Source organism: Pseudoxanthomonas spadix BD-a59 (genome assembly GCF_000233915.3).
Classification (GTDB): domain Bacteria; phylum Pseudomonadota; class Gammaproteobacteria; order Xanthomonadales; family Xanthomonadaceae; genus Pseudoxanthomonas_A; species Pseudoxanthomonas_A spadix.
Genome location: NC_016147.2, coordinates 1,330,222 through 1,356,080, shown reverse-complemented (window position 1 = coordinate 1,356,080; position 25,859 = coordinate 1,330,222). Strand labels below are relative to the sequence as shown.

Genomic DNA, 25,859 nt, shown 5'->3' with positions numbered 1-25,859 from the left:
GCCTCTGGAGCTTCGGCAGGCGCCGCGCGCGCTTTGACGCGGGTCTGGACGCCGATCATGGCGAAGGTTCGCCGCCGGCATGCGGCTGGGCCGAGGCCAGTTCCGGATGCCAGAGCTCGTGGGTGTCCACGCGCACCAGCAGGATCGCCTGCAGGGCCTGCACCCGCGCCAGGGCCTCGGCCAGCTGGGCCTGGCGCTGGTTGCGCTGGGCCAGCAGGTACTCGCTCAGCGGGATCTCGCCCAGCTCCCAGGCGCGGCGGGTGCGGGTGCTGGCGGCGGTCTGTGCGGCCAGGGACTGCTGCTGCAGTTGCCACTGCACCATGCGGTCCTGCGCGGCCTGGGCGGTGGCCCATGCCGCCTGCTCGATCATCAGGCGCACGGCATCGGCGTCGGCTTCGGCGGCGGTGGCGTTGGCGCTCTCGGCGGCAGCCTGTGCGCTGCGATAGGCGCTGCCGATCGGAACACTCAGGACCAGGCCGATGGCGCGTTCATCGTTGCTGCGGTCGGACATCACCCGCACGCCGACGCTGGGGTCGGGCCGGCGGTCGGCGCGGGCACGCGCGGCGACCAGCGACTGGCGGGTGGCGTCCTCCCTGGCGATGCCGATCTCATGGCTGCGGGCGATGATGAGCTCGCGCCAGGCCTGGACGTCACCGGGCAAGGCCACCGGTTCGGGTAACGCCGGTGCCCGTTCCGGCAGGGGAATCTGCGGGAATTCGGCGGCCAGCGCCTGCCGGGCGGCGATCGCGGCGGCGCGCGCGCCGATCGCCTGCACCGCCAGTTGCGCGCGCTCGGCCTCGAACAGTTCCAGGTCGCGCTGCGCGGCATCGCCCAGGGCCACGCGGCGTGCCAGCGCGTCGCGTTCGCGGACCAGCAGCGCCTGCTGGGCCGAAGTTTCCTCGGCGCTGACCGAACTGCCCAGCCAGCCCATCCACAGCTCCAGCAGGCGCCGCGCGGCCTGGTGTTCGGCATCGTCCAGGCGCAGATCGGCGGCGCTGCGGGTGTGGTCGCCGATCTGGCGGTCCAGCCGGGCCTTGCCGGGCAGGCGGATGCGACGGCTGAGCAGGGCTTCCCATTCGCGGAAGTCGCCGTCGGCGTCGGTGGTCCGGTACTGCGGGATCACGCTGGCCTCGAATTCGTGGCTTCCCACCGACAGCGCACGGGCATTGGCAGTGGCCGCGCCGGCCCGGGCCATGGCCGCGCGCACGTTCGGCTGGGCCTCCAGGGCGATGCCGACCAGGTGCTCGGGCGGCAGGTAATCCTGGGCCAGCGCGGCGGCCGGCAGCGACGCCAGCACGGCCACCAGCAGGCGCTGCAGCGGGCTCATGCCAGCCTCCCGGAGGCGATCACCGGCTCGGCCCACCAGCGCACCTCGGTCGATGCGACCCGCGCGTGCAGCACGGACAGCACCTCATCCAGGCGCGCGTATTCGATCACCACCCACAGCACGCGGCGCTCGACCCGGCCGCGCACCCGTTCGCTGGCCGAGGCGCGGCTGAAGTCGCTGGTGTGGCCTTCGGCATGGAACAGGGTGAAGCCGGGAAGCGCCGGGCCGGCGAGCAACGCCTCGGTCACCGCATCCTCCAGGCTGGGCGGAAACACCAGGTTCAGGCGGACCAACCCGGCCCCCGGTGTGGCTTGGCGGTGCGCAACGTGGTCTTCGCCGGGCAGGCTCATGGGTGCAGTTCCGTGCTGGGCGCCGCGGGCGTGGACGGCGGTCGCGACGCCGGCGCCGGCGGCTGGCCGTAACGGCGGTACATCACCGGCAACAGCAGCAGGGTCAGCGCGGTGGAGGTCACCAGCCCGCCGATCACCACGATCGCCAGCGGACGCTGGATCTCCGAGCCCGGGCCGCTGGCCAGCAGCAGCGGCACCAGGCCGAAGGCGGTGATGGTGGCGGTCATCAGCACCGGGCGCAGCCGGCGCCAGGCGCCCTCGCGCACGACATGTTCGAGCGGATGGCCAAGCGCGTGCAGCTGGTTGAAATGCGACACCAGGACCAGGCCGTTGAGCACGGCGATGCCGAGCAGCGCGATGAAGCCCACCGAGGCCGGCACCGACAGGTACTGCCCGGCCAGCCACAGCGCCAGGATCCCGCCGACCATCGCGAACGGCACATTGCCCAGGATCAGCAGGGCCTGGCGCACCGAGCCGAAGGTCATGAACAACACCAGGAAGATCAGCCCCAGCGCGACCGGCACCACCAGCCCCAGGCGCGCGGCGGCGCGCTGCTGGTTCTCGAACTGGCCGCCCCAGGCCAGCCGGTAGCCCGGCGGCAGCGGCACATCGCGCGCGACCGCAGCGCGCGCCTCCTCGACGAAGCCGACCAGGTCGCGGCCGCTGACGTTGGACTGGATCAGCGAGAAGCGCGAGCCGTTCTCGCGCCGCACCTGGACCGGCCCGGAGGTCGAGGCAATCGTGGCCAGGGCGGCCAGCGGCACTTGCCCGGCATCGCCGCGGGCCAGCTGCAGCTCCCCGAACCGCGCCGCCGAACCGCGCACCTGTGCATCGCCGCGCACCAGGATCGGGGTGCGCCGGTCGGGCTCGATCACGATGCCGGCCGGCACCCCTTCCAGCTGCGCGCGCAGCTCGTCCTGCACGTCGGTCACCGCAAGGCCGGCGCGTCCGGCCGCCTGTGCATCCACCTTCACCTGCAGGTACTCCACGCCGTCGGTGGACTGGGTCAGCACGTCCTGCGCGCCGGGAACCCGCTCGACGGCCGCGGCGATGCGCTGGGCCAGCTCGCCCAGGGTGGACAGATCCGGCCCGAACACCTTGATCGCCACATCGCCGCGGCTGCCGGTAAGCATCTCCGACACGCGCATCTCGATGGGCTGGGTGAAGCCGAAGTCCAGGCCGGGGAAGGCGGTCATCTGTTCGCGGATGCGGTCGGTGAGCCAGGCCTTGTCGTTGACCCGCCACTGCTCGCGCGGGGCGAGCTGCATGAACAGGTCGGTCTCGTTCAGGCCCATCGGGTCCAGGCCCAGCTCGTCCGAGCCGACCCGGCCGATGCTGTGCTGCACCTCCGGCACGTTGGCGGCGATGGCCTTTTCCACTGCCAGATCGATCTCCAGCGAACGCTGCAGGCCGATCGAGGCGGGCTTCTGCAACTGCAGCAGGATGTCGCCCTCGTCCATGGTCGGCATGAAGGTCTTGCCGGTGCCCAGGTAGGCGGCGGCGCCAAGCACCAGCGCGACCACCGCCAGCGCCACCGCGCGCCCGGGATGGCCCAGCGCCTGCTCCAGCAGCGGCCGGTACAGCCGGTCGGCCTGGCGCATCAGCCACGGTTCGCTGTGCGCGCGCTCCTTGAGCAGCAGCGAGGCCAGCACCGGCACCAGCGTCAGCGACAGCAGCAGCGAGGCGCCGAGTGCGAACACGATGGTCAGCGCCACCGGTGCGAACAGCTTGCCCTCCAGCCCCTGCAGGGTGAGCAGCGGCATGAAGGTCAGGCAGATGATCAGGATGCCGGCGGCCACCGGCGTGGCGACCTCGCGTGCGGCCGCGAACACCCGGTGCACGCGCGGCAGGTGGGCGCCGGGCGCATCGGGGGCCAGCCGGCTGACCGCGTTCTCGACCACCACCACCGCCGCATCGACCAGCATGCCGATGGCGATCGCCAGGCCGCCCAGGCTCATCAGGTTGGCGCTCATGCCGGTCAGGCGCATCAGCAGGAACGTGCCCAGCGTGGCGAAGGGCACCATCAGGGCCACCACCAGCGCGGCGCGGAACTCGCCCAGGAACAGCAGCAGCAGGATCACCACCAGCACGGTGGCTTCGATCAGCGCGTGCTCGACCGTGCTGACCGCGCGCGTGATCAGGGTGCTGCGGTCGTAGAAGGGCACCACCTTGACCCCGGCCGGCAGGCTGGGCGCCAGCTCGTCCAGGCGCGTGCGGATGGCCTGCACCAGGGTCGAGGCGTCGGCACCGCGCAGGGCCACCACGATGCCCTCCACCGCCTCGCCGGCGCCGTCGCGGCTGACCGCGCCATAGCGGGTCAGCGCGTCGGTGCGCACCTGGGCGACATCGCCGATCCGCACCGGCGCCGGGCCGGGGCGGATCACGATCCGCGACAGGTCCTCCAGGGTGTGGATCGCGCCCTCGGCGCGCACGATCAGGGTGTCCTCGCCGGCATCGACGCGGCCGGCGCCGTCGTTGCGGTTGTTGCGCCCGATCGCGTCGATCACGTCGCGAAAGTGCAGCCCGGCCGCCGACAGCCGCGCGCGATCGGGGATCACGGTGAAGCTGCGCGCCTGGCCGCCGAGCACGTTGACGTCGGCCACGCCGGGCAGCGTGCGCAGCGCCGGGCGCAGGGTCCAGTCGAGCAGGCTGCGGCGTTCGGCCAGGGACAGCCCGCCGCCCTCGATGGTGAACATGAACACGTCCGAGAGCGGCGTGGAGATCGGCGCCAAGCCGCCGCTGACGTCGGCGGGCAGGTTCGGCGCGACGTTGCCATAGCGCTCGGCGACCTGCTGGCGGGCCCAGTAGATGTCGCTGCCCTCGGCGAAGTCCAGGGTGATGTCGGCGATGGCGTACTTGGCGGTGGAGCGCAGCATCACGCCCTGCGGCACGCCGAGCAGCTCCATCTCCAGCGGCGAGATGACCCGCGACTCGACCTCTTCCGGGGTCATCCCCGGCGCCTTGAGGATCAACTTGACCTGGGTCGGCGAGATGTCCGGATAGGCATCGATCGGCAGACTGAGGAACGCGGCGACGCCGGCGCCGGCCAGCGCGACGGCAGCCAGCAGCACCAGCACGCGCTGGCGCAGCGAGAATTCAATGAGCCGGGAAAGCATGGCTGGCGTCACTCCGCCGGGATCAGCGACTTGAGCAGCGCCGTGCCGCGGGTCACCACCTGCGCGCCGGGACCGAGCCCATCGGCGCGGACGATGCTGATGGCTTCATCGCCGCCGAGCAGTTCCTGCACCGGCACCGCGCGGAAGTGACGGCCATCGCGCCGGTACAGCACCTGGCCCTGTCCGGAAGGCAGCAACCCGGCAGTGGGCACGGCCCAGGTGCCGGCCGGGGCCGGCAACAGCAAGGTCACGCTGAACTGCTGGCCCGCCGAGTAGCCGGCCGCGGGCGTCGCATCGTCCACCCGGGCACGCACGCGCAGGCTCTGGCTGGCCGGATCGGTGTCGGCGCCGACCGCGACCACGCGCGCGCTGCCACCATCGGGCAGGCGCACTTCCAGGCCTGGCGCCAGCGCATTGCGGACCCGCACCGGCGCAGTGAAGGTCACATCCAGCGGGCCGGGCTCGGCGATGACGAAGGCTTGCTCCAGCGCCGCCAGCGCCTGCCCGGGGGCGACCATCCGGCGCAGCACCGTGCCGGAGATCGGCGCCAGCAAGGCGTATTCGCCGGGCTGGCCGCCGGTCGCGGTGCCCACGTGCGACAACGCGCCCTCGGCCTGGCGGCGCGCACCTTCGGCGGCGCTGGCGCGGGCTTGGCTCTGCTCGTTGCGCGAAGCGGCGATGATGCCCTCGGCCAGCAGCGCCGCGTCGCGGCGCGCCTGCTGCGAAGCCGCCGCCGCCTCGCTGCGTGCCCGGGCCAGGTCGGCCTGCGCGGTCAGCAGGTCAAGGCTCTGCAGCCGTGCCAGCGGCTGGCCCTTGCGCACCGAGCCGCCCTCGTCGACCAGGATGCGGGTGACCACCCCGGCATACGGCACCGCCACCTGCGCGCTGGCCTCCAGCGGCGCGGCGGCCTGGGCCGGCAGGCCGGGCAACGGCAGCTCGGTGGCGGCCGCGACCGCGGCGCTTTCGATCCCCAGGTTGCGGATCTGGGCGTCGGTCAGATCCACGCCGCCTTCGGCACTGGCGGCCGGCGGCGCCGGCGCAACGCTGTTCGGCGCACGGGAAGGCCACAGCCACACCGCGAGCACCGCGGCCAGCACCACCGCAGCGGCCAGCCAGATCAGCGGCCGGCGCCGGCGCGCCCGGCCTGGGGGAGCCGGGCTCATGGCCGAACCGCCGCATGGGGGCTGCGGGCTTGCACCGGAAAACCAATGGACAAGTGGCGCATCGAGGTCGATCGGACATGGACGGGGACCGACATCCTGCCGGGCCAAGCTTTGGCCAAGCTTTGGCGCACCACGATCCGCCGCTGCGGCCGGCCCTGCCCGGCGCGGTCTACAGCGCTACAGCGCCGGCCACGGCCCCAGCCGCACCGACAACCGGCCGCCGTCCAGATCGAAGCGCAGCGGCAGCGCCAGCGCCTGGGCCAGGCCATGGGTCAGGGCCAGGCCCAGGCCGGCATGGTGCGCGGTGCCGCCTTCGGGATGCTTGCGCCAGAACCGATGACCGAAGTGCTCCAGGTCGGCCGCCTCCAGGTCCGGCGCGGGGTTGTCGATGATCAGCAACCAGCCCGCGCTTTCGCGGCGCACGCGGCACACCACCTGCCCGCCTTCGGGCGAATATTCCAGCGCGTTGCGCAACAGGTTGGACACGATCCGCTCGACGATGCCCAGATCGCTCTGTACCCAGGCCGACGGTGGCAGCTCGGTGTGGACCGTGATCGCGCGCGACAGCGCCAGCTCGTGCAGGGCCGCAACCAGCCCAGCGACCAGGTCGGCCAGGTCCAGCGGATCGGGCGCGATCGCAGCCTGGCCGGATTCGAGCCGGGCCAGCAGCAGCAGCGCATCGACGCTGCGCTGCATGCGCGTGCTGGCCTGGACGGCCGCGTGCAGGCTGCGCCGGGCCTGGGCCGGATCGGCATCGGCCAGTGCGGCTTCGGCGCTGGCGCGGATTTCGGCCAGCGGGGTGCGCAGCTCATGGGCCACGTCCCGGGCAAAGCGGCGTTCGCGTGCGATCGCCGCATACAGGCGCTGCAGGCCGGTGTTGAAGGCCTCGGCGAAGGGTTTGAGCTCGCTCGGAAACTCGTCGCCGATGGGCTGCATGGGCGCTTCGGCGTCCAGCGCCGCGACCCTGGCGCCGGCCCGGTACAACAGGGTGATCACATGCCGGACCACCAGCAGGCCCAGGCCGACGGCCAGCACCAGGGCCAGCACGATCCCGCCCAGCAGGGCGAAATGAATGCGCCCCTCGGTCCGGTCCCAGTTCTCGCGCTCGGTGGCCACCACCAGCACGCGTGGGGCGGCATCGGCCGAGCGCGACGGCAGGCGCGTGGCCAGCGCCCGGCCGGCATGGCCATCGGGCAGCACCAGGTCGAAATAGCGCGGCGTGCCGCTGCCCTCGGGGCCCATCGACAGCGCGCTGCCGGCGCTGTTGGGTGACAGCAGCAGGCTGCGGCCATGGGCATCGAACACGGTGAAGAATTCGGTGTGCCGCTCGGACTCGTACTCGGGCATGAGCCGTTCCAGCTCGCGCAGGTCCTGCTCCTGCAGCACCCGGCCCACCGCCCCGGCGCGCTCCAGCAGCGCCAGGTCCATGCGCTGGTAGATCTCCCGGTCGATCCAGTAGTCCAGCGCCAGGAACAGCACGCCGAACACGCAGCCGATGCTCAGCGCCAGGCCCACCGCCAGCTGGCGATGCAATGACCAGGAGGGCGGCGAGCCTGCGCCCGGCGTCGATGGCGCGTTCAAGGCAGGTGCGTCTTCAACGGCTCATCGAAAACATAGCCGAAGCCGCGCCGGGTCTGGATCAGATCGCCGATGCCATGGCGTGCCAGCTTGGTGCGCAGGGTGCTGACGATGACCTCCACGACCTTGTCCGAGGCATCGCTGCGGCTGTCGTAGAGATGCTCGAAGATCTGGGTACGGGACAGCGTCGCGCCCTGCCGACGCAGCAGCAGTTCCAGCAATCCGTATTCCTTGGGGGTCAGGCGCAGGTCCTGCCCACGCCAGCGGGCGGCGCGCGCGCGCGGGTCCACTTCCAGCTCGCAATGGCGCAGCACCGGCGCGTCGCGTTGCGCGGGGCGACGCACCAGCGCGCGCAGCCGCGCCAGCAACTCGTCCAGTGCAAAGGGCTTGACCAGGTAATCGTCGGCCCCGGCGTCCAGCGCATTGACCCGGTCATCGACCAGCTCGCGCGCCGACAGCACCAGCACCGGCGCGGCCCCGCTCTCGCGCCCCATCTGGCGCAGCACGCCGAAGCCGTCCAGTCGCGGCAGCATCAGATCCAGGACGATCGCGTCGTAGCGATAGCGGCGCAGGAATTCCAGCGCCGCCACGCCGTCGGCCGCGATGTCGCAGGCATAGCCCTCCTGGCGCAGGCGTCGATCCAGTGCCTCGGACAGGGTCTGGGAGTCTTCGACGATCAGGATGCGCATGTCGCGCTCACCCCACCAGGAACTTCTGCAGCCGCGCCGCGCCTTCTTCCAGCCGCCCCAGCTCGCGCGAGGCGAAGCACCAGCGCAGCCAGCCTTCGCCGGCGCTGCCGAAGGCACTGCCCGGGGCCAGGCCCAGCCTGGCTTCGACCACCAGCCGCTTGGCCAGGGCCAGCGAGTCGTCGTGGCCCTGCACGCGCAGCAGCACGTACATGCCGCCATCGGCGGGGATGACCTGCACCCCGGGCAGCGGCGCCAGCGCGTTGACCAGGGTGTCGCGGCACTGCCGCAGATGCGCCACCAGCGGCGCCACGGTGGCCGCATTGTCGATGGCGGCCAGGCCGGCGCGCTGCACGAACACCGGCGCGCACGAGGTGTTGTATTCGATCAGCACCCCGACCTGGCGCACCAGCGACGCCGGCACGACCAGCCAGCCCAGCCGCCAGCCGGTCATCAGGAAGGATTTGGAAAAGCTCTGCACCACGATCAGGCGATCGGCGGCCTGCGCGATGTCCAGGAAACTCGGTGCGGCCGTGGCACCGGGCACGTAGTACAGGCGCTCATAGACCTCGTCGGCCAGGATCCAGGTGCCGGTGTGGCGGCAATGGTCGAGGATGCGCTGCTGCTCGGCGCCGGTCAGCGTCCAGCCGGTCGGGTTGTTGGGCGAACTCAGGATCAGCAGGCGCGTGGCGGGGGTGATCGCGGCCAGCAGTTGCTCGATCTCCAGCTGCCAGCCATCGGCGGTCGGGGCCAGGCTCACCTCGCGCACCTGCGCGCCGAGCAGGCGTGGCTGCCAGACCAGGTTGGGCCATACCGGGGTGATCACCACCACTTCGTCGCCGGCCTCCAGCAGCAGCTGGTTGGCGATCATCAGCGCATTGACGCCCGAGGACGTCACCGCGATGCGGTCGGCGCCGATCGGCCCGTGCAGCGCCGAGGCGTAGCCGGCGATGGCCTGGCGCAGCTCGGGCAGGCCGAGGTTGTGCGAATAGAACGTCTCGCCGCGCGCCAGCGCCGCGGTCGCCGCAGCGGTGACCTCCGCCGTGGTGGGCATGTCCGATTCGCCGAACCAGAACGGCAACACGCCGGCCACGCCGAGACCGGCATTGGCCACTTCGCGGATCTGGGATTCGGGCATGTGTGCAACGAGCGGGCGGATGCTCAGGGGATTGCTCATGTGGGAGTTCACTGAAGAAGATCACGATGGGGCTTCAAGATAGCCGATGCATCGTCGGGCCAAACGACGCCCGCTGGCCGCTGGGAGCCCGCCTTCCGCAACGACCCTGGATGGATCGAAGTCGGCGCGAGGTGAAGCGTTGGATGTTCTATTCGCGCTCATTTGCCGGTGCCATTCGATGCAGACGCTCAAGGACGACGCCGGCCCGCTCCGCATCGGCAACCAAACCAGGCAGGCAGTTGGTGAAATCGGGATTGACCAAGAGACCAGAGATGATGGCAGCCACTGCTTGCCTGAGGCCGAGCGAGGCCGCAGCGAGTTCCTGACTGAGCTCGGGCCGTCCATCGACAACATTCAGCACGTCTTCCAGGTCGTGACTGGAAAGGAAGTCGCCCTTGCCGCGGCTGAGGAAAGCCTCCAGCTTGGTCGCGACGAAGGCAGGCGCGCTGACCAGCCGGATCTTCAGCCCGTTGCGTAGCGCGATCTCCTGGGCGGTGGCGATGGCCTCCCCATACCAGTTGTTGGAGAACCCAAGTACCGAGGCATCGGTAGGCATCAGGTCCAACACGACGCCGGAGTCAATAGCAGACCGGCAGTGGAGCCGCCGACGAACACGACCTGTTCGCGCAGGTCGCCCAAGGCTTCCGCGATGATCTCCAGGTGCGGAAGATTGGGATCAGGCCGCCGCATCGAGCGGCCTCAACGCATCGGACAGGAGTTGCGCGGCCAGTTCGCGCTCGCGCGCGCGCCCAATGCGCAGTGCATCCAGCAGGGCCAGCAGGCGATGCAACTGTGGATCGACAAGCGCGGCCTGTGGCGCGGTGCGGTAGATCGGAGATACCGAGGGTCCACGGGCGCTGCCCTGCGGATGCGCCCACACCGGCGTGTCGCCTTCGTTGCGCAGGACACTGGCGAGCGGCTCGGCCCCATGCGCCGTCGGCACGCCACGCTTGACCGGCCCGATTTCGGCCGGGAACGCGTAGCGGGCGCCGTGGAGCATGAACTCCTGCAGTGCCGGCCGGATCGGCGACCAGTCGCCCCTGCCCCGAGCGTTCACCAATCCGGCGGCCGTCGCCCGCCTGACGCTGGCATGGACTTCCGCCGCACTCATGGCCAGTTCCTGGGCAAGCGCGGCGAAGGTGAATTTCCGCTTCGGGTGCGCAGACACCTTCAGCAACACCAGCAGCTCTTGAGGTTTCAGGTCCATGCCCGCATTCGCTATTCGCAAATAGCGAATATAAAAGGCTTGTCAGCCAAAAGAAGACCCTCTCGGGGCCTTCTTCGATGCGCCTGCCCTCGCTTGGATCAGGCAAACGGATCCTGCAGCACCATCGTGTGGTCGCGGTCCGGGCCGGTGGAGACGATGCTGATCGGGCAGCCGGCCAGTTCTTCCAGCGCGCGCAGGTAGGCGCGGGCGGCGGCCGGCAGCTTGTCCCACTCGGTGATGCCGTGGGTGTTCTCGCTCCAGCCGGGGAACTCCAGGTACACCGGGGTGATCTGGTCCCAGCCCTGCGCGTCCAGCGGCGCGTACTCGGTGCGCTTGCCACGGTACTGGTAGGCGATGGCGATCTTCAGCTTGTCCATGCCGTCCAGCACGTCCAGCTTGGTGATGCACAGGCCGGAGATGCCGTTGATGGCCACCGCGCGCTTGAGCGCGACGATGTCCATCCAGCCGCAGCGACGCGGGCGTCCGGTCGAGGCACCGTACTCGGCGCCGCGGTCGCGGATGCCCTGGCCGATCTCGTCGTCCAGCTCGGTCGGGAACGGGCCACCGCCCACGCGCGTGGCGTAGGCCTTGGCGATGCCCAGCACGTAGTCGATCGACTGCGCGCCCACCCCGGTGCCGGCCAGTGCGCCGCCAATGGTGGTGTTGGAGCTGGTGACGTACGGATAGGTGCCGTGGTCGATGTCCAGCAGCGCGCCCTGGGCACCTTCGAACAACACCCGCTTGCCCTGCTTGCGCAGGTCGTGGAGGATGCCGGCCACGTCGGATTTCATCGGCTCGACGTATTCGCCGAAGGCCAGGGCTTCGTCGTAGGTCTTCTGGAAGTCGACCGCGTCGGTCTTCAGGTAATGGGTCAGCACGAAGTTGTGGTAGTCCAGCGCGGTGCGCAGCAGTTCTTCCAGCTGCCTGGGATAGCGCAGGTCGGCCACGCGGATGCCGCGGCGGGCGACCTTGTCCTCGTACGCCGGGCCGATGCCGCGGCCGGTGGTGCCGATGGCCTTGCCGCCGGCGGCCTTCTCGCGGGCCTGATCCAGGGCGATGTGGTAAGGCATGATCAGCGGCGCGGCCGGGGAGATCTTCAGGCGCGAACGCACTTCGACGCCCGAGGTTTCCAGCTCGTCGATTTCCTTCTTCAGCGCCGCCGGGCTGATCACCACGCCATTGCCGATCAGGCACAGCGCGTCATCGCGCAGGATCCCGGACGGGATCAGGTGCAGCACGGTCTTCTTGCCGTTGATGACCAGGGTATGACCGGCATTGTGGCCGCCCTGGAAGCGCACCACCGCGCCGATCTCCTCGGTGAGCAGATCGACGATCTTGCCCTTGCCTTCATCGCCCCACTGGGCGCCCAACACCACCACTGACTGACCCATGACCGGTACTCCTGTTCTTGTTGCGGCCATCGGGGCCGCGGACCTGGACCGCGCTGCCCGGGACCGGCGTTGCGCACGTGGGCCGGCACGCCATCGGGGCATGCCGCGTGCGGCGCCGTGCCCCGGGACACGGAAAAAGCCGGTGGGTGCTTCTGGTGGGAAGCGCCCGGCCGGCTTTTGTGCATTATCCGGGTTTTCGGCGGCGCGGACCACCGCGGAACCTGGTGACGCAACGCGGCGCGCCCAAGGCGCCCGCGCCAGTGGATCAGCCGATCAGATGATCAACGATCACTCTTCATGTACTGCAGGAACGGATCGTTCTTGTCCAGCACGATCACCGCATTGCCGTCGGAGAAGGAATTGCGATACGCCTCCAGGCTGCGATAGAAGGCGTAGAAGCCAGGATCGGTGGCGCTGGCCCTGGCATAGAGCTGGGCGGCCTGGGCGTCGCCTTCACCGCGCAGGCGCTGCGCATCGCGCTCGGCCTCGGCGGCGATCACCACCTGCTGGCGGTCGGCCTCGGCCTTGATCGTGCGGGCCTGTTCCTCGCCTTCGGCGCGCAGGGCGCTGGCCACCTGCTGGCGCTGGGCACGCATGCGGTCGTAGACCTCGCTGAGCACCTTGCTGTCCTGCGGCAGGTCGATCTGCTTGAGGCGGATGTCCACCAGCTGCATGCCGAGGTTCTTGATCGCCGCGTTGATCCCCTTGAGCTGGCCGGCGATGATCTCGCTGCGGTCACCGGAGACCAGCTGGGTCAGCGTGCGCGAGTTGATCTCGTTGCGCAGCGAGTTGGTGATGATCGGCGCCAGGCGCTTGTCGGCCACGTCCTCGAGCCCGCCGGTGGCGCGGTAGTAGGCACGCACATCGGAGATGTAGCCGATCGCGAAGAAGTCCACCGACACGTCCTTCTGCTCGCTGGTGAAGTAACGCTCGGGGGTGGTGTCCATGATCCGGAAACGGCGGTCGAACACCCGCGCGGTTTCCACGACCGGCAGCTTGAAGTGCAGGCCCGGCTTGAGGTCGGCGCGGACCACGCGGCCCAGGTTGAGCACCATCGCGGTCTGGTCTTCGCGCACCACGAACACCGAGCCCATCAGCGCCAGCAGGACGGCCACGATCAGGGCCACGGTTGCGGAAGTCTTCATGGGCGGGCCTCCTCGCGGCCGCTGGGTCGGGCCGGACGCACGATGTCGCTGCCCGAACTGCCGGCGGCGTTGCTGCCGGTGCCCTCCAGCGGCGGCAGATAGGTCTCGGCCGGCAGGCGCGGCAGGCTGGTGGCCGGTGGCAGCTGGGCCTGGGCGTTGCCGTCCATCGGCACGTAGATCAGCTGGCGAGCGTCGCCGCCCACGACCTTGCGGTTGTGCGCCAGCACCTGTTCCAACGTCTCCAGCCACAGGCGCTTGCGGGTGGTCTCCGGGGCGGCGGCGTACTGCTGCTGCAGCAGGGTGAAGCGATCGCCATCGCCCTGCGCGTTGGCGATGGCGGCCTCCTTGTAGCCCTGGGCGGCGGTGCGGGTGCGCGCGGCTTCGCCACGGGCCTCGGGCACCACGCGGGCGGCATAGGCCTGGGCCTCGTTGACCAGACGCTCGCGGCTCTGCTGGGCACTGTTGACGTCGTCGAAGGCCGGCTTGACCTCATCGGGCGGGCGGGCGTTGGGCAGGGTCAGGTCGGTCACGGCCATGCCGCTGCGATAGGCGTTGAGCGCGGCCTGCAGGCGATCCTTGGCGGCGATGGCCAGCGGCCCGCGCTTGTTCAGCACATCCTCCAGCGTGGCCCGGCCGACCTGCTCGCGCACCGCGCTCTGCGCGGCCTGGGTCAGTACCTGGTCGGCCGCGGCGGTGCCATACAGGTACTGGCGCGGATCGTCGATGCGGTACTGCACGTTGACCGTGACATTGACGATGTTCTCATCGCTGGTCAGCACCGGCAGGGTATTGCTGAAGGTCTGGATGGTGGTGACTTCCACTGTGCGCACGGTCTCGATGGGCCAGGGCCACTTGAAGTTGGGGCCGGGCTGCATGATGCGGGCGAACTGGCCAAAGCGCAGGACCACCCCGCGCTGCTGCTCGCCCACCAGCTGGAAGCTGCTGAAGGCCAGGACCAGGACGACGATCAGCCCGATCCAGCGCAGCGGATTGCTGCCACCGCCACCGGCCAGCAGGGTGCGTAGCCGATCCAGCAGGTTGTCCGCGGCGCCGCGGCCTGGCTTCCAGGAATTGCGTCCCCCGCCCGATCCGCTGCCGCCACCGTTGTCTCCCGAACCGCTACCAGGGGTGTTCCAGGCCATGCCCACTCCAAAATTGATGAGGTGCACGCGCTCCAGTTCCCCGGAACGCAGCGCCGCCCGATTCTACTAGGTCGCCACCGGCATACCCGCTGACAGGCCTGTCATGGCGCTGCAGGGCCGATATTGCAAGCACATCGGCCCGCGCGCCGGGCCGCGCCGACACCGTGTGTCCTGCCGATGGCACCGAACCCGCACGCCGGGACGACATGGGCGCTGGTAGAACTGCCACGTTTTTACCGGAACAGGACCCATGTCGACCCCGATCGAAGACTACGCAATGCTTGGCGACTGCCGCAGCGCCGCCCTGGTCTCCCGTAACGGCTCCATCGACTGGCTGTGCCTGCCCCGGTTCGATTCCGATGCGGTCTTCGCCGCCTTGCTGGGCACCCCGGAACACGGCCGCTGGCTGCTGTGTCCGCAGGACGACCAGGCCACCAGCACGCGCCGCTATCTGGACGGCAGCCTGATCCTGGAAACCACCTTCACCACCGCCACCGGCGTGGTCAGGATGATCGACTTCATGGTTGCCAGTGGCAACGGCCATCCGCACAGCCACCTGGTGCGCTGCCTGGAGGGCGTCCAGGGCCGCGTGCCGATGCGCACCGAGCTGGTCCTGCGCTTCGGCTATGGCCGCATCGTGCCGTGGGTGACCGAGGACGACGATGCGCTGCGGGCCGTGGCCGGTCCCGATCAGGTACTGCTGCGCACGCCGGTGGCGATGCAAGGCCGCGACCTGACCTCGCAGTCCGATTTCACCCTGGCCGCCGGTGAATCGACCTGGTTCGTGCTCAGCCACGGCGCCTCGCACCTGGAGCGCCCACCGGCGCTGGAACCGCAGGATGCGCTGGAGGCCACCCTGGCCTTCTGGGAAGACTGGTCCGCGCGCTGCGCACCGGCCGGGCGCTGGAGCGCGCAGGTCAGGCGCTCGCTGGTGGTGCTCAAGGGCCTGAGTTACCTGCCCACCGGCGCGATCGTCGCCGCGCCCACCGCCTCGTTGCCGGAGAAGATCGCAGGCCAGCGCAACTGGGACTACCGCTACTGCTGGCTGCGCGACAGCAGCTTCATCCTGCTGGCACTGATGAACGCCGGTTTCCGCCATGAAGCCGGCGCATTCCGCGACTGGGTCAAGCGCGCGGTGGCCGGCACGCCCGACCAGCTGCAGGCGCTGTACGGGGTCGGCGGCGAACGCCGGCTGCAGGAATGGGTCGCCGACTGGCTGCCCGGCTATGAGGGCTCGGCCCCGGTCCGGATCGGCAACGCGGCCGCGTGCCAGTTCCAGCTGGACGTCTACGGCGAGCTGATCGCGCTGTTCGAGGTGGCGCGCATGCGCGGCATGAAGGTCGGCAGAGACGGCAACCAGCTCGAGCGCGCCTTCCTGCAGGAGCTGGAGGCCCGCTGGCAGGAGCCGGACGAAGGCATCTGGGAAGTGCGCTGCGGACGCCGCCATTTCACCCATTCCAAGCTGATGGCGTGGCTGGCCTTCCATCTGGCCTCGCAGAATGACCAGAGCGGCTTCAGCCAGGAAGATCGGCAGCGCTGGCAGGTGCAGGCCGAGCAGGTCCATGCGCAGATCCTGCAACGCGGCCTGCACGCCGACGGCTACTTCGTGCAGAGCTACGACAGCGATGCGCTGGACGCGGCCCTGCTGCTGATGCCACTGGTGGGGTTCCTGCCGGCAGACGATCCGCGGATCGTGGCCACGGTCGAGGCGATCCAGGCGCAACTGACTGTCGATGGCCTGGTCCAGCGCTATCACACCCACGACCACGCCGATGGCCTGCCCCCCGGCGAAGGCACCTTCCTGGCCTGCAGCTTCTGGCTGGTCGAGGCGCTGGTGATGCTCGGCCGTACCGAGCAGGCCACCGCGCTCTACGACACCCTGCAGGCCCTGTGCAACGACGTCGGCCTGCTGGCCGAGGAATACGACCCGCGCAGCAAGCGCATGCTGGGCAATTTCCCGCAGGGGTATTCGCACGTGGCGCTGGTCAACGCCGCCTACCGTCTCAACGATGCCCACAACGCCAAGCGCACCAGCGCGGAGGTTCATGCATGAACGATACCCCGTCCCCCGGCGTGACCGACTCCTCCGCCCTGGCACCGCCGTGCGTACTGGTGCTGTTCGGCGCACGCGGTGATCTGGCCCGGCGCCTGGTGATGCCGGCGCTGTACAACCTCAAGCGCGCCGGGCAGCTGGACGAGCGCTTCGCCATCGTCGGCTTCGATCACGGCGACATCAGCGAGGCCGCCTGGCGGCGCATGATCGGCGATGCGCTGCGTCGCCAGGCCAAGCGCGGGGGCGGCGAATTCCAGGCCGACGGCATCGACGAGGACACCTGGCGCTGGTTGTCCAGACGCATGTACTACCAGCGCGGCAGCTTCACCGTGGCCACGGACTACCGCGCGCTCAAGACGCGCCTGGCCGAGCTGGACCACAAGCACGATACCCAGGGCAATGCGCTGTTCTACCTGGCCACCGCACCGCGTTTCTTTGGCCAGGCGGTCAGCGAACTGGGCCGCGCCGGCCTGGTCAAGCAGGCGCAGGAGGGCCCATGGCGCCGGGTCATCATCGAAAAACCCTTTGGCCACGACCTGGACAGCGCCCGCGCGCTCAATGCCCAGATCGGCAAGGTGCTGAGCGAGGACCAGGTGTTCCGGATCGACCATTTCCTGGGTAAGGAGACGGTGCAGAACATCCTGGCGTTCCGTTTCGCCAACGGCCTGTTCGAACCGGTCTGGAACCGGGACCGCATCGACCACGTGCAGATCACCGCCGCCGAGACGATCGGCGTGGAAGGCCGCGGCAGCTTCTACGAACCCACCGGCGCACTGCGCGACATGGTGCCCAACCACCTGTTCCAGCTGCTGGCAATGGTGGCGATGGAACCGCCCAGCGAGTTCACCCCCAAGGCGATGCTGCGCCGGCGCTCGGAAGTGATCGAGGCAGTGCGTCCGCTGGGCCCGGATGATGTGGTGCGCGGCCAGTATGCGGCCGGTACGGTCAATGGCCAGGCGGTGCCGGCCTATCGCGATGAGGACACGGTCTCGCCCACCTCCGACACCGAAACCTACGTGGCGATCAAGCTGGCCATCGACAGCTGGCGCTGGGCCGGGGTGCCGTTCTACCTGCGCACCGGCAAGCGCCTGCGCACCCGTACCACCGAGGTGGCGATCCGTTTCAAGCCGGCGCCGTTGGCGCCGTTCCGGCACACCGCCGTGGGCGGCTACGGGCCGGACTGGCTGGTGCTGCACGTCCAGCCGGACGAGGGCATCTCGCTGCAGTTCGACGTCAAGCGCCCGGGTTATCCGGTGGCCCTGGCACCGGTGCGGATGGACTTCCGCTACCGCGACTGGTTCCCGCAGCAGAACACGGTCGGCTACGAGCGCCTGCTGCACGACTGCATGCGCGGCGAGGCCGGCCTGTTCCAGGACGCGGCCATGGTCGATGCGGCCTGGCGCATCGTGCAGCCGGTGCTGGATGCCTGGGCCAGGCAGCCGGCGACCGATTTCCCCAACTACACCGCCGGCAGCGCCGGCCCGACCGCAGCCGATGCGCTGCTGGCGCTGGACGGCGGACGCACCTGGCGGGTGTTGACCCCGGGCCGCACGCGTCCGCCGCAGCGTGCGCGGCGTCCAGTCGATCCAGGCGCGACGAAGAACAAGCGCGCCCCGAAGGCGGCCGCGGCCGCGCCTGCCAAGGCGCCGGCGAAACGTAGCGCGACCAAGGCGCCTGCCAGGCACGCGGCGAAGACCGCGACCAAGGCCGTCACATCGCCGCCCGCGGCCAGGTCGCGCACCGGCAAGCGCGCAAGGTGACCGGCGCGGCCCGCAGACCGCGACGCGGCCCAGTGCCGTACGGCGTGGTCTGCATCGCCTCGCCCTGATCCGATCCGATTCCTTTCACGCGAAGGCGCAGCCATGAGCAATCCCGGGACATTGGTGGTAATGGGCGTTTCGGCCTCCGGCAAGACCACGATATCCAACCTGCTCGGCGCCGAGCTGGACTGTCATGTGCTCGACGCCGACGACCTGCACCCGGCCGCCAACGTGGAGAAGATGCGCGCCGGTATCGCCCTGGACGATGCCGACCGCTTGCCGTGGCTGCAGAAGGTGGCCGCGTGGATCGCCGAGCAACGCGCATTGCAGCACCGCGTGGTGGTGTCCTGCTCGGCCCTCAAGCGCCGCTACCGGGATGTGCTGCGCCAGGCCGATCCGGACATGGTGTTCGTGTGGCTGGACGTGGACCGCGCCACCCTGGAGCAGCGCATCGGACACCGGTCCGGCCATTTCATGCCGGCCAGCCTGCTCGATGACCAGCTCGCCACGCTGGAACCGCCAGCGGCCGATGAACGCGCCGTGCGGGTGGTGCCCAAGGGCCCGGTCGAAGGCACGGTCGCCCAGATCATCGCCCAGCTCCCTGCCCTGCGCTGAGCTGAGCTGGTCAATCTTCGTCGGGCCAGCGGACCTGCGCCGCCGGCGCATCGGCACGCGGCATCGGCACGGCAGCCACCGCCGCCCAGACCTTCAGCGCGTCGACCGTGGCGGCCACGTCATGCACGCGCAGGATCATCGCGCCGCGCTGGGCGGCGATCAGGTGCGCGGCGACCGAGCCGGCCAGACGCTCGGCCGGCACCTGGCGCCCGGTGATTTCGCCGATGCTGCGCTTGCGCGAGAGCCCGGCCAGCACCGGCACCCCCAGTTCGCCAAAGCGCTGCAGCTGGGCCAGCAGCGCCAGGTTGTGCGCGGTGGTCTTGCCGAAGCCGAAGCCGGGATCGACCACGAGCTTCTTCCTGTCGATGCCGCTCATTTCCGCGGCAAGGATCCGCTCGGCCAGGAACCGATGCACCTGGCCCACCACGTCGTCATACACCGGCGCATCCTGCATCGACTGCGGCTGGCCCAGCATGTGCATCAGCACCACCGGCACGCCGAGTTCGGCGGCCGCTTCGAGCGCGCCGTCCTCGCGCAGTGCGCGGATGTCGTTGATCATGCCGGCGCCGGCGGCCACCGCCGCGCGCATCACCGCCGGCTTGAAGGTATCGATGCTGATCGGCAGCGTGGTCTGGCGCGCGAGCCGCTCGATCACCGGCACCACCCGGCGCAGCTCTTCTTCCAGCGGCACCGGCTGCGCGCCCGGGCGGGTGGACTCGCCGCCGACGTCCAGCAGGTCGGCGCCTTCGGCAGCCAGTTGCAGGCCATGGGCGACGGCCGCCTCCAGCGTGTCGTGCGCGCCGCCGTCGGAGAACGAATCGGGGGTGACGTTGACGATGCCCATCACCCGCGGACGGTCCAGGCGCAGCAGGCGCCCGGCGCAATCCAGCTGGACCGAGGTGTCGAACATGCGGCGCACTCCGTGGGCATTGACAACGAGCGCGCATGATACGCGTCAGTCGCGCGCTCTCCCGCGCAGGCAGCGACGGCCGCGATCGATCCCGCCCAGCAGCGCCATCCAGCCCGCGCCGATGCCGGCGCCCATGCCCAGCCACAGGCCCATCTCCCCAGTCGCCGCGCCCAGGGCCGCGCCCAGGGCGATGCCCAGTACCAATACCACGATGCCGCGATGGCGTTTCATGTCGTTGCTCCTGTCCGGGCCGCACCACACGCCGCCGTGCGGGGCCCTTGTGGGACAGGACGCATCACGCCGGCCGATGTGACCGCATGCGCGGCGGCCCTCATGGGTCAGCGGCGTTTTTTCTGGCTGAGCTTGAACGCACCGAGCACGGCACCCAGGCCGAGCCCGAGCGCCAGGCCGGCACCGATGTCATGCATGGCCGCGCCAAAGCCCACGCCCAGCGCGGCGCCCAAAGCCATGCCGATTCCCAGACTCCAACCCGCGCGCTTGTTCATGCGTTCCTCGATCTATCCACCGCCGCAGGATTCGCTCCCTCGACGCGTTCTGAAGCCATGTGGGCCTGCACATGGGCGCGTCGCCTTGACAAGGATCGACAGATCCAGTGAAGCAGCTGCGCAAAGTCGCTGCAGGGAAAACCCCGTCTGGACGATCGCAAGCCCTGGCCCGAAACCCCACGATCCAGCACAAACGAAAACGGCGAGCCCGTTGCCGGGAACGCCGTTTCGTGTACCACCGCTGCATCGTCGCCGATGCAGATTTTCCGTGGTAGCGGGGGCAGGATTTGAACCTGCGACCTTCGGGTTATGAGCCCGACGAGCTGCCAGACTGCTCCACCCCGCAACAGAAACTTCTGAAGCGACTACGTCATCTCGAACGTAGATTCATTGGTAGCGGGGGCAGGATTTGAACCTGCGACCTTCGGGTTATGAGCCCGACGAGCTGCCAGACTGCTCCACCCCGCATCAGGAGCGGAATTATGGAGAATTACAGGAAAATAGGCAAGCCCTGTGACACCTTGGCGACTGAATGGATCACAGGCCGAAGGCGGCCTTGCACCAGGTCATCAATGGGTTCCAGGCAAGACCCAGCACCAGCAGGCCCAGCGCGTTGACGCCAAACAGGAACGGCACGACCTTGCCCGCGCGCGGCGCCGGCAATGCACCAACCGGCTCGTCGAAGTACATCACCTTGACCACGCGCAGGTAGTAGAACGCGCCGATCACCGCGCACACCACCGCCAGCAGCGCCAGCCACATCAGGTCGCCGTTCAAGGCCGCGCGCAACACCACCAGCTTGGCCCAGAAGCCAAGAAACGGCGGCACCCCGGCCAGCGAGGCCATCACGCACAGCACCATGCCGGCCATCCACGGGCTGCGCGAGCTCAGCCCCTTGAAATCGTCGATCATCTCCGCTTCGAAACCGTGGCGCGACAGCACCAGGATCGCGCCGAACGAGGCGGCCGACATCAGCGCGTAGGTGATGCCGTAGAACAGCGCCGCTGCATAGCCCTCGGGTCCACCGCCGGCCAGGCCGAGCAGCAGGAAGCCCATGTGCGACACGGTAGAGTAGGCCAGCATGCGCTTGAGGTTGCGCTGGGCGATGGCCACGACATTACCGATGATCAGCGACAGTGCGGCCAGGCCGGCCAGCAACAGCTGCCACTGCGGCGAAGTCGGGCCCACGCCCTGCTCCAGCACGCGATAGGCCATGGCGAAGGCGGCCAGCTTGGGACCGGCGCTGATGAACAGCGTGATCGGCGTCGGCGCGCCCTGGTAGACGTCCGGCAGCCACATGTGGAACGGCGCGGCGCCCAGCTTGAAGGCGATGCCGCAGACCATGAACACCATCCCGGTCAGCAGCATCGGGCGATCGGCAATGCCGGCGATGGCGGCGTTGATCTGCGACAGCTCCAGCGAACCGGTCGCACCGTAGACCAGCGACATGCCGTAGAGCAGCAGGCCCGAAGCGATCGACCCGAGCACGATGTACTTCATCGCCGCCTCGGTCGCCAGGCCGTTGTCGCGGTTCATGCCGACCAGCGCATACGAACACAGCGACAGCAGTTCCAGGCCCAGGTAGACCATCACCAGGCTGCCGGCCGAGGCCAGCATCATCATGCCGGCGCTGGCGAACAGCACCAGCACAGGGAATTCGCCCGGATACAGGTTGCGCTCGCGCAGGTACGGCCAGCCATAGACCAGCGACAGGCCCGAGACCAGCACGATCGCGGCCTTGATCACATCGGCCAGCTGATCGCGCACGAACATGCCGTTGAACACCGTCCTGGCGCCTGCGGCATCCCAGCCGACGTGGGTCACCAGCAGGACCAAGGCGATCGCCAGCACCACCAGGGTCAGGCCGTGGGTGATGACGCGGCGGCGCGCGTCCAGGAACACGTCCAGGATCAGCAGCGCGAAGGCACCGGCAACCACGACCAGCTCCGGGATGATCGGCAGCAGGTCGGTGACGGGGGCGGAGGAAAGCATCGGGGCGGCCATGACGTTGGAGTCCTTACAGCTTGCTGGTGGCGAGCTGCATCGCCAGTTGCGCGATCGACGGCTCGAGCAGGTCGGTCAGCGGCTTGGGATACACACCGATGGCCAGCGTGCCGGCGGCGAACACGCCCAGCACCAGGGCTTCGCGCCATTTGATGTCCTTCAGTTCGGCGACGTGGCTGTTGGCCACTTCCCCGTACAGCACGCGCTTGACCAGCCACAACGTGTAGCCGGCGCCGATGATCAGGGTCAGCGCCGCGACCACGGCGATGTAGGGATGCTTCTGGAAGCTGGCCAGGATCACCATGAACTCGCCAACGAAGCCGCTGGTGCCCGGCAGGCCCGAGTTGGCCATGCCGAAGAACACGAAGAACACCGCAAACCAGGGCATGACATTGGCCACCCCGCCGTAGTCCTTGATCATGCGCGTGTGCATGCGGTCGTAGACCACGCCGACCAGCGAGAACATCGCGCCGGAGACCAAGCCATGCGAGATCATCTGCACCACCGCGCCCTGCAGGCCCAGGCGCGCGGCATCGCCGTTGTCGTAATCGCGCATCAGGCCGGCGGCAATGAAGGTGCCCAGGGTGACAAAGCCCATGTGCGAGACCGACGAATAGGCGATCAGCTTCTTCATGTCCTCCTGCACCAGCGCCACCAGGCCGACGTAGACGATGCCGATCAGCGATAGCACGATCACCAGCTGGCCCCACTCGTGGGCCGCATCGGGCGTGATCGGCAGCGAGAAGCGCAGGAAGCCATAGCCACCGATCTTGAGCATGATCGCGGCCAGGATCACCGAGCCTGCAGTCGGCGCCTCCACGTGCGCGTCCGGCAGCCAGGTGTGAACCGGGAACATCGGCACCTTGACCGCGAAGGCGATCAGGAAGGCGAAGAACAACCAGGTCTGTTCCCTGGCCGTCAGCAGCAGGATGTACAGATCGGCGAACTGGAAGCTTGCATGGCCCAGCTCGCCGCCCTTCATGTACAGGTAGATCAACCCGACCAGCATCAGTACCGAGCCGAGGAAGGTGTACAGGAAGAACTTGATCGACGCATAGATGCGGCGCGGGCCGCCCCAGATGCCGATGATCAGGAACATCGGGATCAGCATCGCTTCAAAGAACACGTAGAACAGGATCGCGTCGGTGGCACTGAACACGCCGATCATCATGCCTTCCAGCATCAGGAAGGCGGCCACGTACTGGTTGACCCGCTTGTCGATCGCCGTCCAGGCGCCGATCAACGCCAGCAGCGTGGTCAGCGTGGTCAACACGATCAGCGCCACCGAGATGCCATCGGCCCCCAGCGCATACCAGATGTCGAAGGCCGACACCCAGGCGTGCTTCTCGACGAACTGGATCTCGCCGCTGCCCCACTGCAGGTGGGTCAGCAACGGAATGCTCGCCAGGAAGGTCAGCAGCGCGACGATGAGTGCCAGCCAGCGTGCGGCTTGCGCGCGTCCGGCCCCCATCGCCAGTGCCAGGGCACCGCCGAGGATCGGCAGCCAGATCAGAATGCTCAGCAGGTTCGACACGTGTTCGTATCCGTACAGATCAGCGCCAGTACGTCATGACTGCGGCCAGCAGTGCAATCAGGCCGAGGATCATGGCGAAGGCGTAGTGGTAGAGGAAACCGGATTGGGTGCGGCGCAGCAGCTGCGAGGCCAGCTCGACCACCCGGGCGCTGCCGTTGACGAAGAACCCATCGATGATGCGCGTATCGATCCAGCGCGAAAGCTTGCCCAGTTGGACACCGCCAGCGGCGAAACCGTCGATCCACAGGATGTCGAAGCCGTACTTGGCCTCCAGGATCTTCACCAGCACCGAGAAGCGCTGGCGCAGCCTGGCCGGCCATTCCGGCGACAGCACCAGGTACAGCAGCGCGGCCAGCACGAAACCGAGCACGGTCAGCGCGAACGGCCAGGCCCAGATGCCGTGCAGCGCAAACGCCACCGGACCGTGGAATTCCTCGGCCAGCGCCCCGACCGTATCGCGTGCAGGCTCGTAGAAATCAATGATGCCGGTGAAGAAGCCCACCTCCTGTCCAGGCACCGCCGCCTCGGCGTGATGCCCCGCCCAGTTGGTGCCGAACAGCATCGGGCCGATGGTGAAGAAGCCGATCAGCACCGAGGGGATCGCCAGCAGGATCAGCGGCACGGTCACCACCCACGGCGGCTCGTGCGGCTCATGCGCGCCATGCCCGTGCTCGTCATGGGCGTGATCGCCATGGGCCTGCACGCCGCGATCATCGGCGTGCACCTGTGCCTCCGCATCGGTGTGCGCGGCTGCGCCGTGCTGCGCTCCGTCCGCGGCATGGGCATCGCGGAAGCGTTCAGCGCCGTGGAAGGTCAGGAACAGCAGGCGGAAGCTGTAGAAGCTGGTGATCAGCACCCCGCCCAGCACCGCCATGTAGCCGTATTTCGCGACGCTCCAGAACGGCGCGCCATGCGCGTGGTGCTGCGCCGCCTCGATGATCGTGTCCTTCGAGTAGAACCCGGAGAAGAACGGCGTGCCGACCAGGGCCAGGGTGCCGATGATCATCGTGACGTAGGTGATGGGCATGTACCTGCGCAGCCCGCCCATCCTGCGCATGTCCTGCTCGTGGTGCATGCCGATGATCACCGAGCCGGCGCCCAGGAACAGCAGCGCCTTGAAGAAGGCATGGGTCATCAGGTGGAACACGCCTGCGCTGTACGCCGACACGCCCAGCGCCACGGTCATGTAGCCCAACTGGGACAGCGTGGAGTAGGCGATCACGCGCTTGATGTCGTTCTGGACGATGCCGATCAGGCCGGTGAAGAAGGCCGTGGTCGCGCCGATGAACAGCACGAAGTCCAGCGCCGCCTGCGACAGTTCGAACAGCGGCGACATGCGCGCCACCATGAAGATGCCGGCGGTGACCATCGTCGCGGCGTGGATCAGGGCCGAGATCGGGGTCGGGCCTTCCATCGAGTCGGGCAGCCACACGTGCAGCGGCACCTGGGCCGACTTGCCCATCGCACCGATGAACAGGCAGATGCAGATCACCGTCGAGACCTGCCACGGATGGCCCTCGATCAGGGTCAACGACATGTTCTTGAGCATCGGCGCGCTGGCGAACACCGCGCTGTAGTCCAGCGTGCGGAACCACAGCAGCACCGCGGCGATGCCGAGCAGGAAGCCGAAGTCGCCCACCCGGTTGACCAGAAACGCCTTCAGGTTGGCAAACACCGCGGTCGGGCGCTTGAACCAGAAACCGATCAGCAGGTAGGACACCAGGCCCACCGCCTCCCAGCCGAAGAACAGCTGCAGGAAGTTGTTGCTCATCACCAGCATCAGCATGCTGAAGGTGAACAGCGAGATGTAGCTGAAGAAGCGCTGGTAGCCGTCGTCGTCGGCCATGTAGCCGATGGTGTAGATGTGGACCAGCAGCGACACGAAGGTCACCACCACCATCATCATCGCGGTCAGGCGATCGACCATGAAGCCGACGTGGCCATGGAAGTTGCCGATGTCGAACAGCGTGTAGAGGTTTTCGTTGAACGGCGCCGCACCGTTGAAGGCCAGCTGGTAAAGCACCCAGCACGACAGTGCGCAGCTGATCGCCACGCCCAGGATGGTGATGGTGTGCGCACCGACACGGCCGACCTGGCGGCCAAACAGGCCGGCCACGATGCTGCCCAGCAACGGCGCCAGCACCACGGCGACCAGCATGGACTTGGAAAGGAGGATTTCGCCCATCATCAGTACA

At 68.9% G+C, this 25,859-nt stretch carries 21 protein-coding genes and 2 tRNA genes; 3 read left to right on the top strand and 20 right to left on the bottom strand.

Annotated features, from left to right (window positions below):
• Positions 1-55: 55 nt before the first annotated feature.
• The 12 genes from DSC_RS06115 to hflK form a co-directional block, all read right to left on the bottom strand.
• Positions 56-1,327, bottom strand: coding sequence for a TolC family protein (locus DSC_RS06115; protein WP_014160268.1), 1,272 nt, complete (start codon positions 1,325-1,327; stop codon positions 56-58).
• A complete protein-coding gene (locus DSC_RS06110) occupies positions 1,324-1,677 on the bottom strand; it encodes a DUF3240 family protein (RefSeq protein WP_014160267.1) in 354 nt (117 codons plus the stop codon). The genes DSC_RS06115 and DSC_RS06110 overlap by 4 nt, the downstream gene beginning before the upstream one ends.
• A complete protein-coding gene (locus DSC_RS06105) occupies positions 1,674-4,793 on the bottom strand; it encodes an efflux RND transporter permease subunit (RefSeq protein ID WP_014160266.1) in 3,120 nt (1,039 codons plus the stop codon). Before DSC_RS06105 ends, DSC_RS06110 begins: the two co-directional genes overlap by 4 nt.
• An 8-nt stretch (positions 4,794-4,801) precedes the next feature.
• Positions 4,802-5,956, bottom strand: coding sequence for an efflux RND transporter periplasmic adaptor subunit (locus DSC_RS06100; protein WP_014160265.1), 1,155 nt, complete (start codon positions 5,954-5,956; stop codon positions 4,802-4,804).
• A gap of 177 nt (positions 5,957-6,133) precedes the next feature.
• Positions 6,134-7,537, bottom strand: a complete 1,404-nt coding sequence (locus DSC_RS06095) for a sensor histidine kinase (RefSeq protein WP_043290444.1) — start codon at positions 7,535-7,537, stop codon at positions 6,134-6,136.
• On the bottom strand, positions 7,534-8,223 hold the full coding sequence (locus tag DSC_RS06090; RefSeq protein WP_014160263.1) for a response regulator transcription factor: 690 nt from the start codon (positions 8,221-8,223) through the stop codon (positions 7,534-7,536). Before DSC_RS06090 ends, DSC_RS06095 begins: the two co-directional genes overlap by 4 nt.
• A gap of 7 nt (positions 8,224-8,230) precedes the next feature.
• Positions 8,231-9,397: a pyridoxal phosphate-dependent aminotransferase gene (locus DSC_RS06085; RefSeq protein WP_014160262.1), complete on the bottom strand. Its 1,167-nt coding sequence runs from the start codon at positions 9,395-9,397 to the stop codon at positions 8,231-8,233.
• Positions 9,398-9,545: 148 nt separating this feature from the next.
• Positions 9,546-9,953, bottom strand: coding sequence for a hypothetical protein (locus DSC_RS06080; RefSeq protein ID WP_425476603.1), 408 nt, complete (start codon positions 9,951-9,953; stop codon positions 9,546-9,548).
• Between the two features lie 120 nt (positions 9,954-10,073).
• Positions 10,074-10,604, bottom strand: a complete 531-nt coding sequence (locus tag DSC_RS06075; protein ID WP_014160260.1) for a MarR family transcriptional regulator — start codon at positions 10,602-10,604, stop codon at positions 10,074-10,076.
• A gap of 98 nt (positions 10,605-10,702) precedes the next feature.
• Entirely contained in the window at positions 10,703-11,995 is a 1,293-nt protein-coding gene (locus DSC_RS06070; protein WP_014160259.1) for an adenylosuccinate synthase, read from the bottom strand.
• A gap of 281 nt (positions 11,996-12,276) precedes the next feature.
• Positions 12,277-13,140 carry a protease modulator HflC gene (hflC, locus tag DSC_RS06065; protein ID WP_014160258.1) on the bottom strand — a complete coding sequence of 288 codons (864 nt, stop codon included), beginning with the start codon at positions 13,138-13,140 and terminating at the stop codon, positions 12,277-12,279.
• Positions 13,137-14,282 carry an FtsH protease activity modulator HflK gene (gene hflK / locus DSC_RS06060; RefSeq protein WP_014160257.1) on the bottom strand — a complete coding sequence of 382 codons (1,146 nt, stop codon included), beginning with the start codon at positions 14,280-14,282 and terminating at the stop codon, positions 13,137-13,139. The genes hflC and hflK overlap by 4 nt, the downstream gene beginning before the upstream one ends.
• A 250-nt stretch (positions 14,283-14,532) precedes the next feature.
• Between hflK and DSC_RS06055 the strand changes: the two genes are divergently transcribed.
• The 3 genes from DSC_RS06055 (at position 14,533) to DSC_RS06045 (ending at position 18,710) form a co-directional block, all read left to right on the top strand.
• Entirely contained in the window at positions 14,533-16,335 is a 1,803-nt protein-coding gene (locus tag DSC_RS06055; RefSeq protein ID WP_014160256.1) for a glycoside hydrolase family 15 protein, read from the top strand.
• Complete coding sequence (zwf, locus tag DSC_RS06050; protein ID WP_014160255.1) at positions 16,332-18,095, top strand: glucose-6-phosphate dehydrogenase; 1,764 nt, start codon at positions 16,332-16,334, stop codon at positions 18,093-18,095. Before DSC_RS06055 ends, zwf begins: the two co-directional genes overlap by 4 nt.
• Positions 18,096-18,197: 102 nt before the next feature.
• Positions 18,198-18,710 (top strand): gluconokinase, encoded by a 513-nt coding sequence (locus tag DSC_RS06045; RefSeq protein ID WP_043290443.1) that lies wholly within the window; start codon positions 18,198-18,200, stop codon positions 18,708-18,710.
• 10 nt (positions 18,711-18,720) lie between these two features.
• On the opposite strand, the gene folP is transcribed toward DSC_RS06045, so the two are convergent.
• The 8 genes from folP to nuoL all read right to left on the bottom strand — a co-directional run bounded on the left by folP (position 18,721) and on the right by nuoL (position 25,852).
• Positions 18,721-19,620 carry a dihydropteroate synthase gene (gene folP, locus DSC_RS06040; protein ID WP_014160253.1) on the bottom strand — a complete coding sequence of 300 codons (900 nt, stop codon included), beginning with the start codon at positions 19,618-19,620 and terminating at the stop codon, positions 18,721-18,723.
• A 45-nt stretch (positions 19,621-19,665) separates the two neighbouring features.
• On the bottom strand, positions 19,666-19,851 hold the full coding sequence (locus DSC_RS06035) for a hypothetical protein (protein ID WP_014160252.1): 186 nt from the start codon (positions 19,849-19,851) through the stop codon (positions 19,666-19,668).
• Between the two features lie 107 nt (positions 19,852-19,958).
• Positions 19,959-20,126, bottom strand: a complete 168-nt coding sequence (locus tag DSC_RS16990) for a glycine zipper domain-containing protein (protein WP_014160251.1) — start codon at positions 20,124-20,126, stop codon at positions 19,959-19,961.
• Positions 20,127-20,395: 269 nt separating this feature from the next.
• A tRNA-Met gene (locus DSC_RS06030) sits at positions 20,396-20,472 on the bottom strand.
• A gap of 45 nt (positions 20,473-20,517) precedes the next feature.
• Positions 20,518-20,594: transfer RNA gene (locus DSC_RS06025), tRNA-Met, on the bottom strand.
• Positions 20,595-20,663: 69 nt separating this feature from the next.
• Positions 20,664-22,130 (bottom strand): NADH-quinone oxidoreductase subunit NuoN, encoded by a 1,467-nt coding sequence (gene nuoN / locus DSC_RS06020; protein WP_014160250.1) that lies wholly within the window; start codon positions 22,128-22,130, stop codon positions 20,664-20,666.
• Between the two features lie 13 nt (positions 22,131-22,143).
• Positions 22,144-23,664 (bottom strand): NADH-quinone oxidoreductase subunit M, encoded by a 1,521-nt coding sequence (locus DSC_RS06015; protein WP_014160249.1) that lies wholly within the window; start codon positions 23,662-23,664, stop codon positions 22,144-22,146.
• A 19-nt stretch (positions 23,665-23,683) separates the two neighbouring features.
• Positions 23,684-25,852 carry an NADH-quinone oxidoreductase subunit L gene (nuoL, locus tag DSC_RS06010; RefSeq protein WP_014160248.1) on the bottom strand — a complete coding sequence of 723 codons (2,169 nt, stop codon included), beginning with the start codon at positions 25,850-25,852 and terminating at the stop codon, positions 23,684-23,686.
• Positions 25,853-25,859: the final 7 nt, after the last annotated feature.